General features: G+C 38.7%; 14 protein-coding genes. 7 read left to right on the top strand and 7 right to left on the bottom strand.

The annotated features are described in order from the left end of the window. Window positions 1-17 precede the first annotated feature (17 nt). Window positions 18-1427, bottom strand: a complete 1410-nt coding sequence (locus tag IE867_RS04985; RefSeq protein ID WP_192483681.1) for an RHS repeat domain-containing protein — start codon at window positions 1425-1427, stop codon at window positions 18-20. A gap of 306 nt (window positions 1428-1733) precedes the next feature. On the opposite strand from IE867_RS04985, the gene IE867_RS04980 reads away from it, so the two are divergent. Then, entirely contained in the window at window positions 1734-3146 is a 1413-nt protein-coding gene (locus IE867_RS04980; RefSeq protein ID WP_192483680.1) for an RHS repeat domain-containing protein, read from the top strand. Window positions 3147-3362: 216 nt separating this feature from the next. Continuing rightward, window positions 3363-6251, top strand: a complete 2889-nt coding sequence (locus IE867_RS04975; protein WP_192483679.1) for a hypothetical protein — start codon at window positions 3363-3365, stop codon at window positions 6249-6251. 28 nt (window positions 6252-6279) lie between these two features. On the opposite strand, the gene IE867_RS04970 is transcribed toward IE867_RS04975, so the two are convergent. Then, window positions 6280-6861 carry a cysteine hydrolase family protein gene (locus IE867_RS04970; protein WP_192483678.1) on the bottom strand — a complete coding sequence of 194 codons (582 nt, stop codon included), beginning with the start codon at window positions 6859-6861 and terminating at the stop codon, window positions 6280-6282. A 332-nt stretch (window positions 6862-7193) separates the two neighbouring features. Beyond that, window positions 7194-9086: a molecular chaperone HtpG gene (gene htpG, locus IE867_RS04965; protein WP_192483677.1), complete on the bottom strand. Its 1893-nt coding sequence runs from the start codon at window positions 9084-9086 to the stop codon at window positions 7194-7196. 159 nt (window positions 9087-9245) lie between these two features. On the opposite strand from htpG, the gene IE867_RS04960 reads away from it, so the two are divergent. Together IE867_RS04960 and IE867_RS04955 are read left to right on the top strand one after the other, a co-directional pair. Then, window positions 9246-9665 carry a GFA family protein gene (locus IE867_RS04960; protein ID WP_192483676.1) on the top strand — a complete coding sequence of 140 codons (420 nt, stop codon included), beginning with the start codon at window positions 9246-9248 and terminating at the stop codon, window positions 9663-9665. Window positions 9666-10079: 414 nt separating this feature from the next. Further along, window positions 10080-10628, top strand: a complete 549-nt coding sequence (locus IE867_RS04955; RefSeq protein WP_192483675.1) for a helix-turn-helix transcriptional regulator — start codon at window positions 10080-10082, stop codon at window positions 10626-10628. A 134-nt stretch (window positions 10629-10762) separates the two neighbouring features. On the opposite strand, the gene ftsH is transcribed toward IE867_RS04955, so the two are convergent. Beyond that, window positions 10763-12715, bottom strand: a complete 1953-nt coding sequence (ftsH, locus tag IE867_RS04950; protein ID WP_192483674.1) for an ATP-dependent zinc metalloprotease FtsH — start codon at window positions 12713-12715, stop codon at window positions 10763-10765. A gap of 400 nt (window positions 12716-13115) precedes the next feature. Continuing rightward, entirely contained in the window at window positions 13116-13910 is a 795-nt protein-coding gene (locus IE867_RS04945) for a substrate-binding periplasmic protein (protein ID WP_192483673.1), read from the bottom strand. A gap of 155 nt (window positions 13911-14065) precedes the next feature. Between IE867_RS04945 and IE867_RS04940 the strand changes: the two genes are divergently transcribed. Together IE867_RS04940 and IE867_RS04935 are read left to right on the top strand one after the other, a co-directional pair. Further along, window positions 14066-14929: an FKBP-type peptidyl-prolyl cis-trans isomerase N-terminal domain-containing protein gene (locus IE867_RS04940; RefSeq protein ID WP_192483672.1), complete on the top strand. Its 864-nt coding sequence runs from the start codon at window positions 14066-14068 to the stop codon at window positions 14927-14929. A gap of 63 nt (window positions 14930-14992) precedes the next feature. Next, a complete protein-coding gene (locus IE867_RS04935) occupies window positions 14993-15763 on the top strand; it encodes an exodeoxyribonuclease III (protein ID WP_192483671.1) in 771 nt (256 codons plus the stop codon). Window positions 15764-15998: 235 nt separating this feature from the next. Here IE867_RS04935 and IE867_RS04930 read toward each other — a convergent pair whose 3' ends face one another. Continuing rightward, window positions 15999-17369, bottom strand: coding sequence for an LbtU family siderophore porin (locus IE867_RS04930; protein ID WP_192483670.1), 1371 nt, complete (start codon window positions 17367-17369; stop codon window positions 15999-16001). 192 nt (window positions 17370-17561) lie between these two features. On the opposite strand from IE867_RS04930, the gene IE867_RS04925 reads away from it, so the two are divergent. Continuing rightward, a complete protein-coding gene (locus IE867_RS04925) occupies window positions 17562-18809 on the top strand; it encodes an NAD(P)/FAD-dependent oxidoreductase (protein WP_192483669.1) in 1248 nt (415 codons plus the stop codon). On the opposite strand, the gene IE867_RS04920 is transcribed toward IE867_RS04925, so the two are convergent. After that, window positions 18803-19453: a lysoplasmalogenase gene (locus tag IE867_RS04920; protein WP_192483668.1), complete on the bottom strand. Its 651-nt coding sequence runs from the start codon at window positions 19451-19453 to the stop codon at window positions 18803-18805. The two genes, IE867_RS04925 and IE867_RS04920, sit on opposite strands and share 7 nt — an antisense overlap. Between the last annotated feature and the right edge of the window lie 166 nt (window positions 19454-19619).

Raw genomic sequence — 19619 nt, 5'->3', positions numbered from 1 at the left:
TTTTTTAGTCAACTCAACTAACTATTTATCAAATTATATTGGTTTAAGTCGTTGCTATTTATAGTATACAACAATATGTTCACTCTATTTATAGCTGTAGATACTGATTGAGGCAGTTTAAAACTTGCATGCCATGCAGCACTTGCATATATCAACTTCGCTATATCCTCAGATTTAAATCTCTTATAATAACGGCTATACAGTTCAACAACTGGGGAAACCCCATAATTGATGCCTGACCGTCTTGAGATTGCTGCATCAGCTATAATTTTATTAACGTTAAATCCTTCTATCTTTTTGACATAAGAATCTAGTTTCACCTCTAATAACTGATTATTTTTCTGCTGATGAGTCAAATCACCTAATCCAGAAAATTGCTTATTTGACTCTCTGAGTCTTTCAAGGCTCTCAACCATGACAGCATGAGGCTTCTCAAAACTGTCTTTTATTTTTTTTCTAGCATAAGAAAAATCATACAAATCTTTAAGCATAATAGCGATATTAGGTACACTCATGCCTACTGCATTTGCCCATGCTTCAGCACTACCACTATGTTGCATTAGTGGTACCATGGCTGCTAATGGGTTAAACAGCTCACCAAAACTGCTAAGGTTTCCAGTTAACAACTGGCGATAATTATCTACCGAGCAACCAGAATGACTGCAAAAGCCGATCGTTGCACCAGAGAGAAGCCCATCACCCAATCCTCGTAAAAAACCTCCTACAATATTTAAAGCAGATACGCTATGCCCAGTAGGATCCGCATGATTAACAGGGTCGCTATTAGCAAAAGCATAGCGATTTAACAAATTATAACTATCACGCTGTATAAAATGCATAAGATTTGGATTATAAAAACGAGCACGCAAGTAAATTAAACCGCTATCATTATCTTGATACTCACCATCATATGTTAATGGATTATGCGATATCAAATTAGTACTTATACTAGAAACTTTAGGTTTATTATCACTATATCTCGTGTAGCCACCATAAGCATTGTAGTTATAGCTGCTTTCAATATTCAAATTGTCTGATAAGAGCAAAGTGGTACTATTATTATTTGCAAACATACGATACTGACGAAGCTCTGACTCTCCCTCCAAATAACGCACATCATGCTCAAGATAACTGCTCTTTAGCTGATTGTTTAGTCCATTTATTAGTTGTCCATCACTATAGATCAAACCGATAGTATGACCATCAACATTCCGTGCATCTCTAAACCCTTCAGCATTGTAGTGGTTACTATCGTTGATTTTTTTATTAGTATTTAGCGTACCAATCAGTTGATTTTCCGCACTATAAGCATATAAATTCCCATAATTATCTTCAATCATATTGCCATTGGCATCGTAGTGATACTGAGCAGCAAAGATGTTAGTAACAAACAAAACAGAGCTTAACAAAAAAATCAATACTTGCATGCTTTCGCTTTCCCTATAATATTAAGTTTAATACGACTTATAATGATATATTCACCATTAAAATGATTTACGATGGATGTGTAATTTACATAACGAATTAGCCGCGTTTACTAAACATAAATCATCGATATCAATATGCCTAATAACTATTATGATTAACCTTAAAAAGTGATAATATTGAATATATTTCGATTTTTTTCTATTTTTAAGCACAACAATTCAGCATATGATAATTATTATCAATTAGATTGACCAACGATAATCATGATAAAAAATATATTAACTACTCTTGTCTGCCTTTTATATATGAATATAGCAATCGCCTTTCAATATGATCAAAATGGCAATTTACAAAATGATGCTCAAGGCAATCAATATCGTTATAATGCACAAGGACAACTTATAAGCTTTAGTACCACAAAAAAAAGAATAATAACAGTTTACCACTACAATGCCGAACATGAACTTAGCGGGATAAAAGCCACTAATAATCTAGAGGCTTTTATATATGACCAAAAGCACCTCTCCAGCATTGTCTTAAATAACGAAAAGCTAGCTACTTTACCACAAGCACAACTACTTTGCCCTACTACTCATCAATGCTACTATCGCTTATTTGAACAAAAAAACACAACCAACCTCTGGCTAGAACAAAATCAATCATTGGCAAGCTCAACAAACTACATGCCATATGGCTATCATCGTCATTTCTCAGCAACGCAAACTTCACCATCTAAATTACTGCAACAAATTGATTATAATGGCGAATATACCGATCCCAATAGTCAACTTATCTATTTGCGGGCACGATTTTATAACCCAAATCTTATGCGCTTTATGCAGCGCGATACATATCATCTATTAAATCATTATAAATTTGCTAATGATGATCCAATAAATAACTTTGATCCTTCGGGGCACTTTTCAATAGCTGCAGGATTAAGCATTGCCGCATTAGGCATCGGCATACTAGCTCCGACTCTTAGCTCTGCATCACTTTTTGCATTGGGAGGAATAACCAATGTCATTACCACGAGTATTCCCCTTTGGAATGGCAATGTTAGCCGTATTGCAGCTGACTCAGGCGCTATGATTGGTTCACTAGCAAGTACTGCTGCACTTATGTCTGGGAGTGGCAAATTAATTTTTGGTGCTGAATTTTTTGAACATCTAGCCCAAGGAAGCTCCATGCCCTTTATTTCTAACGCTAACAACAAAATATCTGCCAACAAGGCATTGATATCAGCAGCAGCCTCGCTGCCCTTTGCATTATTCATGGCAGCAAGCGCTACCTACTTGACTAGAAATCAAGAAATAGACAACGCAGAAAAGAATGCATTTACATGCCTAACTTATCCTGATGCTTTGTTAGAAGGGCATCAGCAAGGTAGTAATGATGCATACCTATCAGACTATCTAAGCTCATTTGCGCTTGGCGCACTGCGTGGCGGCATCTCTGAAGTAGTTCGACTGAGTTATTTCTCAATCATGAATAAAATGGGGAAAGCTATTGAAAAACCAGAATTACCTCTATGGCAAAATATGTCTATGGCAGCATTTGCTGGTGGCTTTCAGTATGCAGGCATGGCAGCAACACATGTTAAAATTGATGCTTTTAAGAACATAAATGATGAGATCTCCCTGCCGCATCTGTACTATAATGCCTTTAACTATGGCTGGGGCGAGCAGTTTACTGTTGCACAATTAGAACTTAGCTAAGCTTAACGCTCTATGCAGCTATTCAAGAGATGCTTTATCTAATAGGACATGGTTATTAATACTAGTTTAGCCTATTCTACTGGCTTAAACACTCACGTTTCAACCCCGTATTTATGATGGAGCAATAGTAATTTTTGACGAATTTTTCTATAGAATTGTCACGCCAAGTATTTAACATGAAAAACTCAGATATCCTTAATGACTAATTCGTATAATATGATCAAACTTATAAAACATTTTACTTTCTTATTATCTGCAATACCTTTTTTAGCAATTGCAGGGAATCATGAACCAACACAAACTATTCTCATTAGTAACAATACCAATCAAGCCCTGACCTATAATCTGGATATATACCATGAGGTTTATGAAGATAATCCAGACCATCATGTGATTCAGGCACATAGCTCACAAAGCATCCATCTTAAATATGATTTTTATTGGGGAGATAACCGTGATCCAGAGCTAAATGGCGTGTTTTGTGCTCTACATAAGTCAGGCGATAGGACAAACTGCTCAAGCTTTATCATTGATATCTACCCAAACCTTACCAAGCAAAACAATGACATTAAAGAAAATCCAATGACAATTCGCTTTCAAGGAGATACTCCAGCAGGGGATGGTGAAGACACGATGACAGCAATTGGTTTTAATAACGCTGATTCAAATTATACGATGACTTATGGCTACAATTGTACAGCTGATCAATCGAAGAATGTTGATGCTGGCATGGCAGTCACCTATGGTACTAATACATCAGATTCACTTTGTAATTTTGATATAAATATAAACACTCCTCGCATACTCACTGAAAACAGTAAAACACCAACAATCAAAACCACTCTAGTTGCACCTGATAAAGCGCTTGAAAGTGGTGGGTTTGCACAAAGTGAGAATTTATACGATGTGAACATTAACTATGAATCGCAACATGGTGTAACACCACCATTGAACGGTTTTTTCTATCAAGTCAAGGAAGCCTCCGGAAAAATCGATTATTTTTACCCTACCACAGGACTTCTTTACAATCAGGATGGAACGATCTCACCAAATAGCTTTGACTTTTATTTACGCCTACCCTCTACTGATAAATCATATCAGGTCTCTGCATGCACTAGTGACTTTATCTCTGACTCCAAAAGTCCTGATATACCTATTTGTCATCATTCACTCTGGTCAAAAGTCATTCCTTTACCACAAAATACACATCCTTGGCAGTACAAAAATGGAGACAATATTAGAATTACACCATTAAATGCACAAGAAAGCCTTTACAATAATGGCAGTTATGCACTTCCTGTAGCAGTTACGATTTATGATAATAACAACACTCCTTTACCGACTACAGATAGTGCTTATAATCACCTGTTTTTTGTAGATACTATAAATAAAGCAATTATTAACAACAATGTGTTCAATACTAACGCAATTGCAATTATCCCAGCAGATATCGCCTGGTTACAAGGTCTTTTTGGGACAGACAATTATGCAGCAAAATACACAAGTAATTCAATTATGCGTCGTCTCAATAACGGCAAACTTTACTACATCTATACCTCCAGTCCTACTAACCTAAATATAGCTGCTGATATGTGCGAAGCACTTAATGGTCATACAGCCTGCATCAGTAATCTATCTGAATTAGCAGGTACAAGTTTCTTGGTTAAGCCATTGTCAGATGACAAAAATACTATCTCCACAAACAACGAGACTAACCCTGCCGTATTGCGTCACCTATCCCTAAATAAAGAATCACAATCTCTGGCACCTGAGTGTGGTAATCTTGAAAACCCAAACACGCCAGCACTTAACTATATTATGAGTCACTGGGCTTTACCAAATACAGCAGATGCAATCCCTAATGGAGCCTACTACTTGTTGCCTGGCATGTCCGCTTGCACCTTATCACATGGTTTATTTTGTACAGACGGCACCCGAGGCACAGAAAACAGTAGCACATTATACCGCTTTTACTTAGAAGATGTTAGCAATGGCACCGTTCCGCCTATAACGCATATAAATAACCAATTGTGGGCAAAATACCTTCTACTAAGTGATCAATATGATTACTCAAATCCCTTAACAGGCGATTATCATTATAGTGATCAAGCACAGCACGATCATGCTGTTTTATTTGATAACTGTGGTATAGCAAATTTGTATCAAATGCATCAAGACAATACTTCAAGAAACACAGGTGATACGTACAAGGGAGCAATTATCTATAATGACTTTTCATATCCGATTGTCCTTCGCTCAATTGATACTTCAACCTCTCAAGATAATTTACACTCAGGCACTGGCGTGACAATTTTTGCACATCACTCAATTGTACTAAACGGTATGAACAATACGCAAGAAGAATTAGAAGCAGATAGCCTATCAGGCATCAAATTATTTAATTTTGAACTCTATACTTCAATGCGTATTCACAAAGATGATAATAGCCATTCCAGTGACAGTACTATAGCTAAGCTACGCAACTGTTCAGTATCTGCCTACTTGCAACTTTTCACATTAGATGTTCGATTCACATATAAGCTTTACCTTATGCCTAACTATAGTGATAATTCTATATTTCAGACTATGTATAAGAATGATGATAGAGCGTCATCCAGTTTTCTAACATGTCATGCAAGTCAACCAAACACACCCAAAAAACCAAAACAGGCAGAAAGACTAGCAACAAAAATCTCATCAATGAATTTCTATGATACAAACTCAATTCCAGTCGTTTTAATGCTCAAAAACACTAACCAAAGTTATGACTTACAATCAGCACTTTATAAATCAAAAAACAATCAGATAATAACTAAAAAACCAGATAATCTTCTTTTCTGCGTTAATGGTCCTTTCCCCCTCTTCAAACCGCACCTTGAGTTACCTGAGATTGCTTCCATCGAGGGCTATCAAGATAACGCAATCCAAGCTTTATGTGAAGTATTCCCAGATAAAGAAGGTAATTACCAACTTGTTATTACAAAAGGAAATTTACTTCATCCTGATAGTATGTCAACAATTGATGTTAAAAAATTAACTGTAAATAAAATAGTTAGTATTGATCCAAATTTAGATTTAGAAAGAACAGTACTACATATCAAATAATAATACTCCAAATTTAGACGCACACCACTTAATTTTCTTTGGTGAACTCAGCGGCTGTAGTAATTTGTGCCAAACGTGATAAGGCGCTTAAACTTGCTTCATGCGACTCTTTAGTTGCTCCATTACAGGCATCAGCAACAATAACCACCTGATAATCACGATCATGCAATTCGCGCGCTGTGGCTTCAACTACATAAGTCGTTGATACGCCACAAATGATTACGCGTTCAATTTTATTGGCTCTTAGTACAGGTTCCAAATTCGTGCCATATAATGCACTCACGCGATGTTTAGTAACAATAACATCTTGAGGTTCAACATTCATTTTTTCGTGAAATTCCGTTCCCCATGTCCCGAGTTTCAATACGCCGTACTCTGGCGCCTTACCAAACATCGGTGAATGCTTGGGACATTCTTGATAATTTGCTTCAAAACCTACTTTAACATGCGCAACTAACACGTTATGCTTTCGTGCCCAAGCAATCACTTCATTCGCCTTTTCCATTGTTTTATCTTCGATAATACGTGCCGCATTATGCGCACCAAAAGCACCTTTTGGATCGACGATTTCATTAATAAAGTCCGCAACTAAGACCAATGTATTCTGCATAATAAACTCCTTAAGTTTTATGGTATTTTATTTAGATCTAGTGAGTAATAGCGCATATTCAGCTTTCTCAAAATATTAGTCTAACAACGAGTGATAAGCTTCGACTCCGCTTAGCTAACGTTCATATTAATAAGCTTACGTGTTATAACAACTCAACGCCACTTAGTTTAATTCAAAATAATACTAAATTGCTAATGATAAAAACTAAACAGCTTTATAGAAACATTAAAGATGGCAGCCATTCGAGGCACAAAATTCCTTATCAAAAGTACACCCATCATAAATCTTTTGCAGTGCTTAGTTGCAAAGTGGTTTGTGATGGGGATATACGATTACACCGCTAAATATTTATTAACCAAACCGACAAAGTTCGCTGGATCCTCTAATTGAGCCCCTTCAACCAACAAGGCTTGTTGATATAAAAGATCTGTCCAATCAGCAAATTGTGCATCGTCTTGCTCTTGCTGCAAATGCTTCACTAATTTATGATCGGCATTGATCTCAAGAATTGGCTTGCCACCCATGCCAGGCATCATCATTTGTCCGGCATCTGCCATCATTTTTTGCAAATGCATACTCATGCCATAATCATTAACAACAATACAGCTTGGCGAATTAGTCAAACGCTTAGAAAGACGTACATCTTCGACTTTATCTTGAAGCACTTCTTTCATTTGCTTAATAATGCTTTCAAACTCTTTTTGAGTTTCTTCTTGCTGCTTTTTATCTTCTTCGGAATCCAAATCACCAAGATCTAAATCACCTTTTGCAACAGACTTCAAAGTCTTACCATCAAACTCAGATAAGTGTGACGTCATCCACTCATCAACGCGATCGCTTAACAGCAATACTTCAATGCCTTTCTTACGGAATACTTCCAGCTGTGGATTATTCTTTGCTGCATTAAAGCTCTCAGCGGTCACATAGTAGATAAACTTCTGATCTTCCTTCATACGTGACACGTAATCAGCTAATGATACGTCCTGCTCGGCAGTATCTTTGTGCGTTGAGGCAAAGCGCAATAACTTAGCGATCTTATCTTTGTTTTCATGATCTTCAGCAGGTGCTTCTTTTAATACTTGCCCAAATGCCTTCCAGAATTTTTCATACTGTTCTTTATCATCTTTAGCCATTTTATCAAGCATGTCTAAGACTTTTTTAGCCGCTGCTTTTTTGATCTTATCAATTACTTTGTTATGCTGCAAAATCTCACGTGAAATATTCAATGGCAAATCATTTGAATCAATAACACCTTTAACAAAACGTAAGTATGATGGCAATAAGTGCTCATTTTCCATGATAAATACACGTTGTACGTAAAGCTGTAAACCAGATTTACGCTCGCGATCCCATAGATCAAATGGCGCGCGCTCTGGTAGATACAGGAGACTTGTATATTCGAGATTACCTTCAACCTTATTGTGCGACCAAGTCAATGGATCGGTAAAATCATGTGAAATATGCTTATAAAACTCTTTGTACTCTTCATCGGTAATTTCAGATTTAGAACGTGTCCACAAGGCTTTTGCCTTATTAATTGTTTCCCATTCTTTGGTTTCTTTTTCTTTACCTTCTTCATCATGCTCAGTTTTTAGCATTTGAATAGGTAATGAGATATGATCTGAGTATTTCTTAACAATTTGGCGCAATTTAAAGTCATCAAGCAAATCATGCTCCTCATCTTTAAGGTGCAGCACAATCTCAGTACCACGCGCCTCTTTAGTAATATCTTCAACGCTAAATGAACCGTCGGCCTTAGACTCCCAACGCACACCTTCTGAAGCTTCAACGCCAGCTTTACGTGTATTTACAGTAACCTTATCAGCAACGATATAGGCAGAATAAAAGCCAACACCAAACTGACCAATCAATTGCGAATCTTTACTTTGATCACCACTTAATGCTTCTAAGAATTTCTTAGTGCCTGATTTTGCAATTGTGCCCAAATGCTCAATCACCTCATCACGCGTCATGCCGATACCATTATCTGAGATTGTAATCGTTTTAGCATCTTTATCAAAAGAAACACGCACCTTTAAATCAGCATCATTTTCAAAAATATCCGCATTGCTTAATGCTTCAAAGCGTAGCTTCTCTGCTGCATCTGATGCGTTAGAAATAAGCTCTCTTAAGAAAATTTCACGATTTGAATAGAGGGAATGAATCACCAAATGTAATAATTGTTTTACTTCCGTTTGAAAGTCAAAAACTTGCTTTTCAGACATGCTTACTCCTATTTTGATTTGCTTTATTTAAAACTTGACCGCAAACAAATGGGCGTTAAAAAAGATATTTCAAGGCGAAATTTATAAAATGTTGTCATTGACAGGTGAAGCTCATAAATAGTACTGTCTACCCACACCAATCTTTGGATATAACAGATAATGAACAACACCATCTACACTGCTAGTTGCCTTTGCGGGGGTGTCAAAATAAATATTACTGCTGAACCAGTAGCAATGCTTAATTGCCACTGTAAAGATTGCCAAAAATGGACAGGTTGCGCTTATGAGCCAGCCGTTGCTTTTAACAAAAGTGACATTCAACTTCAAGGTCAAGTCAACTTTTTTGACAAAACGTCTGATAGCGGAAGCGTTGTCTCACGTGGTTCATGCGCCAACTGCTGTGGATCAATTATCAATAAGTGCACCGCCTTTGATCACTTGTATATTCTATATGCCGGTACTATTGATAGTGAAAATTTCAAACATACGCCACTTGCTGAGATCTATACCCGCAGCAGAATGAACGATCATTGTGAATTAGAGAATACACCTCAATATCAAGGCGCATTACAGAGATAACTATTGGACTTCACTCTTTCCCTGAGCATAGTTAAAGGGTACGAGTAACAATGGCTTCGACTGACGCTCAGCCAACGCTGATAAAGTGTGATGAGTCACATTATAAGCGCCTCTTCATTTGTTGACATATGTCAACATTGGTCTATAATTCAAAACATCCTGATTAACTACACAAATGCATGAGAACCAAGCACCCTAATAAAGAAATTGAGAAAGCCATCAAATATGCTGAAATGAAGGGATGGCGTTATCAATCTAGCGGCAACTCTGCACATGCTTGGGGTCGGCTATTATGTCCACTTGAAAACCGAGACGGGCACTCAATCAGCGTATGGTCAACACCTCGTAGTGCTGAGAATCATGCAAAACAAATTAGAAGAGTCGTTGACAACTGTGAGCATCAAGGAGAATAAAATGGCTGAAACTTATGAATTTACACTTATCCTTCAGGGAGTCGATGAAAATACACCGGACTTGGAAGACGCCTTATTTGAAGCGGGTTGTGATGACGCTATTATTAATTTTAAAAATGGCACCGTGTATCTTGATTTTGACAGAGAAGATGTGAGCTTTGAACAAGCAATCCTTTCCGCAATTAAAGATATTGAGTCAGCACGAATCAATGCTTCTGTAAGTAGTGTTGCGCCAGAACACCTTGTCAACTCAACTGATATTGCAAGTCGAGTTGCATTAAGTAAGCAAGCGCTATCGCTATACATTCTGGGCAAAAGGGGCAATAACACTTTCCCCAAACCAATTTTGAAAATTAGCAATAAAAGTCCTTTATGGCGATGGACAGCCGTAGCTGAATGGTTCTATCAGCAAGGAAGAATCAAAGATCATAAAATCATTGAGCATGCCACAACTGTAGAAGATATTAATGAGACTCTGGGTGCTCGAGCAAGAAAAGCATTTTCCCATCGTAAAAAAATCTATCATAACTTAGGCACATTACAGAGGTAATTATTGAGATTCACTCGTTCTCTGAGCGTAGTTAAAGGATACGAATAATGATCGCTTCGACTGACGCTCAGCCAACGTGGATAAAGTGTGATGAATCAAATTATATTTGCAATAATATCCACGCGTTTAAGCGCTTATTTTTCAGATTGGTCATCCGCTTTTTGCGGTTTAGTTGCTTCAGATGGTGTTGCAGTTAGTGCTTCTTTAGCTACTTCTGGAGCTGATTTTTCTTTCTCATCTTTGGGAATATAGCTATCGCCCCAATCACCTGGTTCTCTGACCTCGCGACGCGCCATTAAATCATCGACCTGCATTGAATCGATGGTTTCATACTTCATTAATGCATCCGCCATGGCGTGCAAGATATCGGTATTTTCCTTAAGAATAGTCTCCGCTCTTGAATAGTTTTCATCGATTAAGCGACGAACTTCACCATCAATATCAAGCGCTGTTTTATCTGCAAAATGCTTCGAGTTTTTACCCATGCTTTGACCTAAAAACGGCTGCTGATCGTCTTCATCAAACAAAATTGGTCCCATCTTGTCGGACAAGCCCCACTTGGTCACCATGCTGCGAGCGATATTAGTTGCTACTTGGATATCATTAGAAGCACCCGTAGTAACTTTGTCATAACCAAAAATGAGCTCTTCAGCGATACGCCCACCAAAGATACTTGATAAACGACTTAATAACTGCTCGCGAGATTGACTGACTTGGTCACCATCTGGCAAGTACATTGTTACACCTAACGCACGTCCTCTTGGGATAATACTAACCTTATATACAGGATCGTGATCAGGCACCAAACGCCCAACAATCGCATGTCCAGCTTCATGATAAGCCGTTAAGCGCTTCTGCTCATCACTCATTGCCATCGAACGACGCTCAGTTCCCATCAAGATCTTATCTTTGGCTTTTTCAAACTCTTCCATGCCAACGATTTCTTTGTTAACGCGTGCCGCAAATAACGCTGCTTCATTGACCAAGTTAGCAAGCTCAGCACCTGAGAAGCCTGGTGTACCACGCGCAATCCAGTCAACACGCACCTCATCGGCTACCGCAATCTTACGCATATGAACTTTTAGAATTTGCTCACGACCTTTAACACTTGGCAAACCAACCGTTACTTGTCTATCAAAACGACCAGGACGCAACAATGCAGGATCCAACACATCCGGTCGGTTAGTTGCAGCAATCACAATAACACCTTCATTATCAGCGAATCCATCCATCTCAACCAACATCTGGTTTAATGTCTGCTCACGCTCATCATGACCACCACCTAGGCCAGCCCCTCGATGGCGACCCACCGCATCAATCTCATCGATAAAGATAATACAAGGCGCTCGACGCTTAGCTTGCTCAAACATATCTCGCACACGTGACGCACCAACACCAACAAACATTTCAACGAAATCAGAACCTGAGATTGAAAAGAAAGGCACCTTTGCTTCACCGGCAATGGCGCGTGCTAATAGAGTCTTACCAGTTCCAGGCGGACCAACCATCAAGACGCCTTTAGGGATCTTACCGCCAATCTTCTCGTATTTGGCAGGATTCTTTAGAAAATCAACGATTTCAGCGACTTCTTCCTTGGCTTCATCGACACCGGCAACATCTGCTAATGTGACTTTGATCTGATCTTCACCTAAAAGCTTTGCTTTACTTTTACCAAATGAGAAAGCACCACTTTTGCCACCTCCAGCACGCATCATTAGGAAAATAAAAAAGCCGGCAATTAATAATAACGGCAACCAGTTAAACAAAAATGCCAATAGCAAACTTGGCTTTTCAGGTGCTTTCGCAGATACTTCAGCGTTTTTAGTTAGCATCTGATCAACAATGCTTTGATCCAACAATGGCGCATAGGTAGTAAACTTCTCACCCGTATCAGTTGTCCCTGTGAAGGTTCGGCCATCAACATTAATTGATTGGATGCTGCCGCTCTTTAATTGTTGCACAAAACTTGAGTACTTCATCGTTGTTGATGGATCTGTCTTTGTACTCATGTTGCTAAAAATAAACACTAGACCTACGGCAATCAAGCCCCAGAATAGTGCATTTCGCAAGAACTCATTTTTCTTCATGCAAGTGTAATCCTATTGATTTTGCTTAATTATTTAACTTCCAAGCTCAAACCTAAAAGCCAATTTATTGGTTGGACATTATAGTATATCGCTGACCTTGTCGCGATGGCTTCACAACAAAATTTTGCAAACACTTATTAGACTCAACCTTAGCACAAAAAAATATCGCTTCACAATTGTAATTCAGCAGATATTTAGCGAATGCGCTAACTCTTCTGTTTCGCCATTCCAATATTTAGTGGCGTAAGCATGGCAATGGTGAAAAAACAAGTTACACCAACTATTACCTCTCCCCTTGCGGGAGAGGTCGTGCAGCTTACGCTGCGCGGGTGAGGGGGAGTTGAAACGCAACTTCTCATTTATTCATTACGTAACAAATGTTTTGAAATAAATTAAACAATTATTGTTCATCAAATCCGCAATATAGATCTGGATTAAACTTCATGGTTTTTAGCCCGTTATTAAATAAACTAATCAGCTTAGCTGAACCTGTTTGATCTTTTGCAGCAATTAGGTAATGCGTCTGCTGATCCGCAACAAATGCCTTAGTGAAAAGGCTTATTCCATCTTTGATATGCGCAATATTTTCAAGCGCATCGTTACCTGCGTAGACAGCAGTCACACGCTTAGCCTTCAATTGACTAAAACAATCTTGCATTGTTAATGCAGTAATACGCGTTGCTGTCTTTTGCGCAAACATTTCTGCCAACTTGCCATAAGCACCATATCCTTGCGGCACACAGACTTTCGCCCCTTGTAATGATTTGAAATCAGTATGGCTTTGCTTATTATCAGTCAACATCCAAATGTAAGCTGATTTAGTGTAAAGCGCATCACTGTAAAGATATTTTTGTGCGCGCTTCTTGGTATAGCTCCATGGAAATGACACACTAGGTGATGCACCATAGGCTAAACTTTTTATTGCCACACTCCAGGGTAACCATTTAATCTCACCAAGCTTCACGCCTTGACTGTTAAAAACTTTTGTCACAAATTCAGTCAAACAACCTTTGTTATCTTCATGCTGATTAACATATGGGTAATAATAATCACCTAAGGCATAATCCACTGTATATTGAGTTTGCGCACTGGCATAGCTCATGCTCATACTCAGCAAAATAACACTAAACTTTAATCCCCTCACATCGCACTCCTCTTTCGCATTATTTATCCTTAACACCGATGCTCTTAGCATAAACGCAATCCATCCAAAATGCATTAACCATAATGTCAATCCAAAGAATATAGCATTTTTTTGCCGCATACACATATTGACTTATGCCAAATCAATTTCTACGATGTGATGCGTATTTGAACTTTAAACAGATAATCTCAATCTAAGGAGAACACATGAAAAAGATTATTGCACTAACCACTGCCATGCTACTTGCTGGTTCAATCACAGCTTATGCCGCTGATGCGCAAGCAACTGCAACCGCAGTTGATGCCAAGCCTGCTGCGGCAAAGCCTGCTAAAGTTGATATGAAAGAAGTAAGCTACATCATCGGTCAAGAGATGGGCAAAGGCTTCAAATCACAAGATATCGAGCTTGATGTCAAACAATTAAATGCAGGCTTAGAAGCTGGACTTTCTGGCAAAGAATCTAAGATTTCTGAAGCTAAAAGCAAAGAAATCATGCAAGCCTTCCAAATGGAAATGATCCAAAAAGCTCAAACAAAAATGAAAGCTGAAGGTGAAGCAAATCAAAAAGCAGCCGATGCATTTATGGCTGACGTTGCTAAAATGCCTAATGTTAAAAAAGCAGCTGATGGTATCTACTACCAAGTAATCACAGAAGGTAAAGGTGACATTCCTGCTAAAACTGATACAGTAACTGTCAACTACACGGGTACAACACCTGCTGCTGATTTCAACAAAGACGCTAAAGCGGGTGCGGCACAACTAGCCAAAGGCGAGCTTCTTGGTAAAGTGTTTGATAGTTCTGAAAAAACTGGCAAACCAGCAACTTTCCCATTAAACCAAGTGATTCCTTGCTGGACTGATGCTTTAAGTCAAATCCCAGTAGGTTCAACAGTTATTCTTTACTGCGCGCCTAAGCAAGCCTATGGCGAGATGGCTCCACCACAAATCGGACCTAATCAAGTATTAAGCTTCAAAGTAGAATTGATCAAAGCAGAAAAAGCAGAGAAACCTGCAGCCAATGACGCTTCTGCAACTGATACTAAAGCAGATGCAACAACAGCTGCTAAATAATTCACTCTGACATTAAAATCTTAAGCCCGCTGTTGCGGGCTTTTTTATGACAAGAAGGATGATATGAAGATTATTTCATTTAATGCTAACGGCATTCGGGCTGCCACACGCAAGGGTTTTTTTGACTGGTTTATGCAGCAAGATGCTGATTTTTTATGCATCCAAGAAACTAAAGCACAATTTGAGCAACTCAAAGACAATGCTATTTATTTTCCTGAGGGGTATCACTACGCCTATACTGATGCCAAAAAAAAAGGCTACAGTGGCGTTGCAATCTATGCCAAACGCAAACCTAAGCGTATCATCCACACCCTAGGCATAGACTGGGCAGATGATGAAGGTCGCTATATTCAATTTGATTATGATGATTTAAGTATTGCCTCTATCTATATCCCCTCAGGCTCCAGTGGTGACGAACGTCAGGCATATAAAATGGATTTCTTAGATAAGTATAAAGATATACTCAAAGATCAAATTAACCATAACAAGCGCTTTATCATCTGTGGTGATGTCAATATCGTGCACAAAGAAATCGATATTAAAAACTGGAAACAAAACCAGAAAACATCGGGCGTTTTACCTGAGGAACGTGCCTGGCTTGATCATGTCTTTGATGATATTGGTTGGGTTGATGCCTTTCGCGTAATTAACCAAAAATCTGAACAATATACTTGGTGGTCAAATCGCGGTCAGGCCCGTGCTAAAAATGTTGGTTGGCGGATTGATTATCAGTGGGTTACACCTGAGTTAAAAGATAAAGTCATTGCCGATAATGTCTATACTGATTCATGGTTTTCAGATCACGCACCTCTATCAATCACCTATAAAGCTTAAGGATAAAATTCATCATCTAATAGTTGCACTAATGTGTAAGGCAAATAAAATAGGCTGGAAATTTACTTTCAGCTAACCCTGTTTCTTTTTGCGCTGTCAAAATCGCATCACCATAAACATCTTCGAGCACTTCAGAAAGATCAAACAAAAAAGCCTGCGATTGCAGGCTTGAAATGGCAAAAATAGAAGGTTGAGGAGTTCCTTCTACTTTTTACGATTTTTACAGTTTTTATTTTTAGAAATATACTGAGATATCTAAGGTATACGCATTCGTATGTTGGTTATTATACATATGCATATAAGCATATTCCAGACCGATCAACACATTCTCAGTAAAGAATGGACGTTGCGCTGAAGCCACAATCATCTTATTCACGCCAGTAGCTGCTCCATAAGTTGAATAACTTTTATCCGCATTACCACTTAAGGTAATAGGCAAGTCATTGGTATTATAAGCACCATTGTAGGCGATATTGAAGTTAGTTGAACGACCATAGATCTCTGGTGAGAAACCTGCTTGAACATACCAAGCACCGGCATAACCACTATTTGTTTTGTCTGATTTATTCGTCGTTTGCGCCCAACCGGCACCAACACCATAGATATCATAATTTAAGCTTGCATCAAAGTTAACTGCACCGATACGCGTTTTATCAGCTGTACCAGAATGAGTTGCTTCCTTAAATGAGCTATTACCAGTGCCATCAACATTATAAACATAACCACCGTTAACGCCATATGCCCACTTGCCAGACTCGCCACCATAAAACGCTGCATAAATAAAGTTGCTGGTATGATCATCTGTTTGGAAAAGTGTTACGTTACTGCTTAAGCCATCTTTATAGTAAGCAAGCGAGACATTATTGACACGACTTGGTCTAAATAACATCTGCGTTAATGAACCAGTCCATGGACCACCACCTGAGAATGAACCTAATGCCAGACGGTTTTTACCAACCGTTGCATACAGTGGGAAGTCATCTAAATTACCAAACATCACAAAAGCGTCTTGTGCATTAACTTTATAGCCATCAGATGGATCTGCTGCTAGCGTTGTTTCCGCTGTAACATAACGCCCTAAATTCGCAGCAATATACAAGTTAGCTGTAGTAATTGGCAAGCCTTTGCCTGACTGATATGTTTCTTCTGGCGTACCTTTGCCATATTTGATTGGGCTACCATGCCAAACCTGTGGATCTGCTTCTAAATACCCACCGAAAACTAGCGCACGATCACTATACATATTACGCTGCTTCAATAAGCCTAGTGCAAACTGTGATGAGCTTAACATGCCCATAGGGACCACACCTTCGTGAATATCTGAGAATAAGAAATTCTGAATCTGCCCCATATTCGTTGGCACTGTCACGTGATCAGAACTATCTGAACCAGTACCAACACTTTCAACACTGCCATGTTGCGTTTGTGCAGGTGCTGATTTTGCCATTGCTTCTTGACTTGCTTGCAATGCGGCAATCTCTTTTTTCAGCTCAGCAATCTGCGCTTGTACTGTTTGATTATCTGCATTGCTATTGTTAGCATCTTGCGCATACACTGCCGTGGCAGCAGATGCGGCAAGCATCGCCAATGTGATTTTTTTTAACATTTGTCTTCCCCTTCCTGTTTTCTTTACGGGTAATTTTACCTACGAGCAAAAAATGCTCGATAACAAGATAACTGATGACAAAAAAAAAGAAAAGTACAAAAACCTGCTTTTTATGAAATTATTATAGAGTAACGCTTGATTTTTGATTACAGTGAGCGCACTAACTTTAATATTATCACTCCATAACTTCCAATGAACACTAAACCTAATGATTTTAACGCTGATGTTTTAATTATTGGCGCAGGTCCTTCAGGCACTGTTGCCGCGTCAATCCTTGTACAAAAAGGCTATCAAGTCACTATCATTGAATCCTCCAAGTTCCCGCGTTTTTCTATTGGCGAGAGCCTGCTGCCGCAAGCAATGGAATTTCTAGAACACGCTAATTTACTGCCCTGCATTAAATACGCACACTTTCAATTTAAAGATGGCGCTGCATTTTCCCATCAAGAGCATTATACAGAATTTGACTTTAGTCAAAAATTTAGCGCTGGATTTGATAGTACATTTCAAGTCGAGCGTAGTGTTTTTGATAAGCTGTTAGCTGATCAAGCTGTACAATTTGGTACGACAATTATCTATGAGCAACAAGTTACTGATATTCAACTAAGTAGCAATAGTCAGATGATCAGCACAATGGATAAAAGTGGCAAAACACATCAATATCACGCACGCTTTGTGCTTGATGCTAGCGGCTTTGCGCGCGTGTTGCCTAATTTACTAAAGCTCAATCTACCAAGTGAATTCCCACCACGCATGTCTGTCTTCACCCATATCAATCGCACACTTGATAAAAGATTATTTGACCAAAATAAAATCTTGATCACTGTACACCCAATGCATAGCGACATTTGGTTTTGGCTGATTCCCTTAAGCCCAACCAAATACTCACTTGGTGTGGTTGGTGAGCCGCATTTACTACAACAAAGTGAAGATGAACCCGAAAAAATATTAATGCAACTTATCAATGAAACACCTAATCTATCTAATATTTTAAAAGAAGCTAACTTTGATATGCCAGTGCGCAAGATTGTTGGCTATGCCCAAGATGTGAACACACTGTATGGCACCGGCTATGCACTTCTTGGCAATGCTGGCGAGTTTTTAGACCCTATATTCTCATCAGGGGTCACGATTGCTTTAAAGTCAGCCGTTCTTGCTGCTGAAACATTAGATAAATCCCTAAAAGGTGAGAGTGTTAACTGGCAACAAGACTTCGCTATTCCGTTACAAAAAGGCGTTAATACCTTTAAAGCTTATGTCCGCGCTTGGTACACCGGTGAATTACAACAAATTATTTTTAGCCACACTCAACCACCTGAAATCAAAGCCAAGATCTGTTCAATTCTTGCCGGTTATGCTTGGGATGAAACCAATGATTACGTCACGGATGCCAAACGCAAACTAAGTGTGCTTGCTAAAGTGTGCAGTCACCTTCAATAAAAGGCTATCGCCGCACTGGCGATTAAATATTGTGCCAAATAATAACTAATCATCACTAGACTTGGTTCGTGCTTTAACCTGCATTTAAACTTATCCCATGCCAATACGGAATCTGAGAACATAAAGCACAACGCTCCTAGCATCATATAAAAGCTTGGTAATGACTTATCGGCAATATAAACATTAACAGCCACGGCACCCATTACCACAATAATCACAATATAAACAGCAACGGCAATGCGGTCTGAGCCCAGTTTTGAATATAGCAAAGAGTAAAACACTATCGCATATAGCAACATCACAATAATCACCCACCAATGAAATTGAAATAATGTCAGCTGCAACGAGAAAGCCACAATATAAGCAATATGTGCCAACAAGAAACTCGTAAGCCCACCAGTAAAGCATTTCTCCTTTGTCGATAGCAGAAAAATATCACCTATCAATGACAGTATTAATCCCAATAAAATCAATACTACAAACGAGTTAAGCTCAGCACTAAAGCAAAATGCATATAGCAAAATCAACAAGGTTGTTAATGGCTTAAACAAATAACTTAAAACACCCATAGTGCGATATTTATCGATAATATGTATGCCCGCACATAGAGCGATTAATAACGTTAACCCAATTTTTCCTAACATAACTTATTTATCCAACATCCAACATCCAACATCCAACATCCAACATCCAACATCCAACATCCAACATCCAACATCCAACATCCAACATCCAACATCCAACAAAAACATTCTAACAAATTATTATCACAACGCATTCTTGTCATTGCTTAACTTATGTTATGATACG

The organism is Cysteiniphilum marinum, from assembly GCF_014857925.1.
Taxonomy (GTDB): domain Bacteria; phylum Pseudomonadota; class Gammaproteobacteria; order Francisellales; family Francisellaceae; genus Caedibacter; species Caedibacter marinus.
Note: the sequence above shows the minus strand (reverse complement) of the source record. Positions and strands in the feature narration are given on the sequence as shown.

Coding starts and splice junctions, on each gene's coding strand:
- ftsH (WP_192483674.1), bottom strand. CDS start 12,715: ATGAAGAAAAATGAGTTCTTGCGAAATGCACTATTCTGGGGCTTGATT.
- IE867_RS04975 (WP_192483679.1), top strand. CDS start 3,363: ATGATCAAACTTATAAAACATTTTACTTTCTTATTATCTGCAATACCT.
- IE867_RS04940 (WP_192483672.1), top strand. CDS start 14,066: ATGAAAAAGATTATTGCACTAACCACTGCCATGCTACTTGCTGGTTCA.
- IE867_RS04920 (WP_192483668.1), bottom strand. CDS start 19,453: ATGTTAGGAAAAATTGGGTTAACGTTATTAATCGCTCTATGTGCGGGC.
- IE867_RS04960 (WP_192483676.1), top strand. CDS start 9,246: ATGAACAACACCATCTACACTGCTAGTTGCCTTTGCGGGGGTGTCAAA.
- IE867_RS04945 (WP_192483673.1), bottom strand. CDS start 13,910: ATGCTAAGAGCATCGGTGTTAAGGATAAATAATGCGAAAGAGGAGTGC.
- IE867_RS04980 (WP_192483680.1), top strand. CDS start 1,734: ATGAATATAGCAATCGCCTTTCAATATGATCAAAATGGCAATTTACAA.
- IE867_RS04925 (WP_192483669.1), top strand. CDS start 17,562: ATGAACACTAAACCTAATGATTTTAACGCTGATGTTTTAATTATTGGC.
- IE867_RS04935 (WP_192483671.1), top strand. CDS start 14,993: ATGAAGATTATTTCATTTAATGCTAACGGCATTCGGGCTGCCACACGC.
- htpG (WP_192483677.1), bottom strand. CDS start 9,086: ATGTCTGAAAAGCAAGTTTTTGACTTTCAAACGGAAGTAAAACAATTA.
- IE867_RS04985 (WP_192483681.1), bottom strand. CDS start 1,427: ATGCAAGTATTGATTTTTTTGTTAAGCTCTGTTTTGTTTGTTACTAAC.
- IE867_RS04930 (WP_192483670.1), bottom strand. CDS start 17,369: ATGTTAAAAAAAATCACATTGGCGATGCTTGCCGCATCTGCTGCCACG.
- IE867_RS04970 (WP_192483678.1), bottom strand. CDS start 6,861: ATGCAGAATACATTGGTCTTAGTTGCGGACTTTATTAATGAAATCGTC.
- IE867_RS04955 (WP_192483675.1), top strand. CDS start 10,080: ATGGCTGAAACTTATGAATTTACACTTATCCTTCAGGGAGTCGATGAA.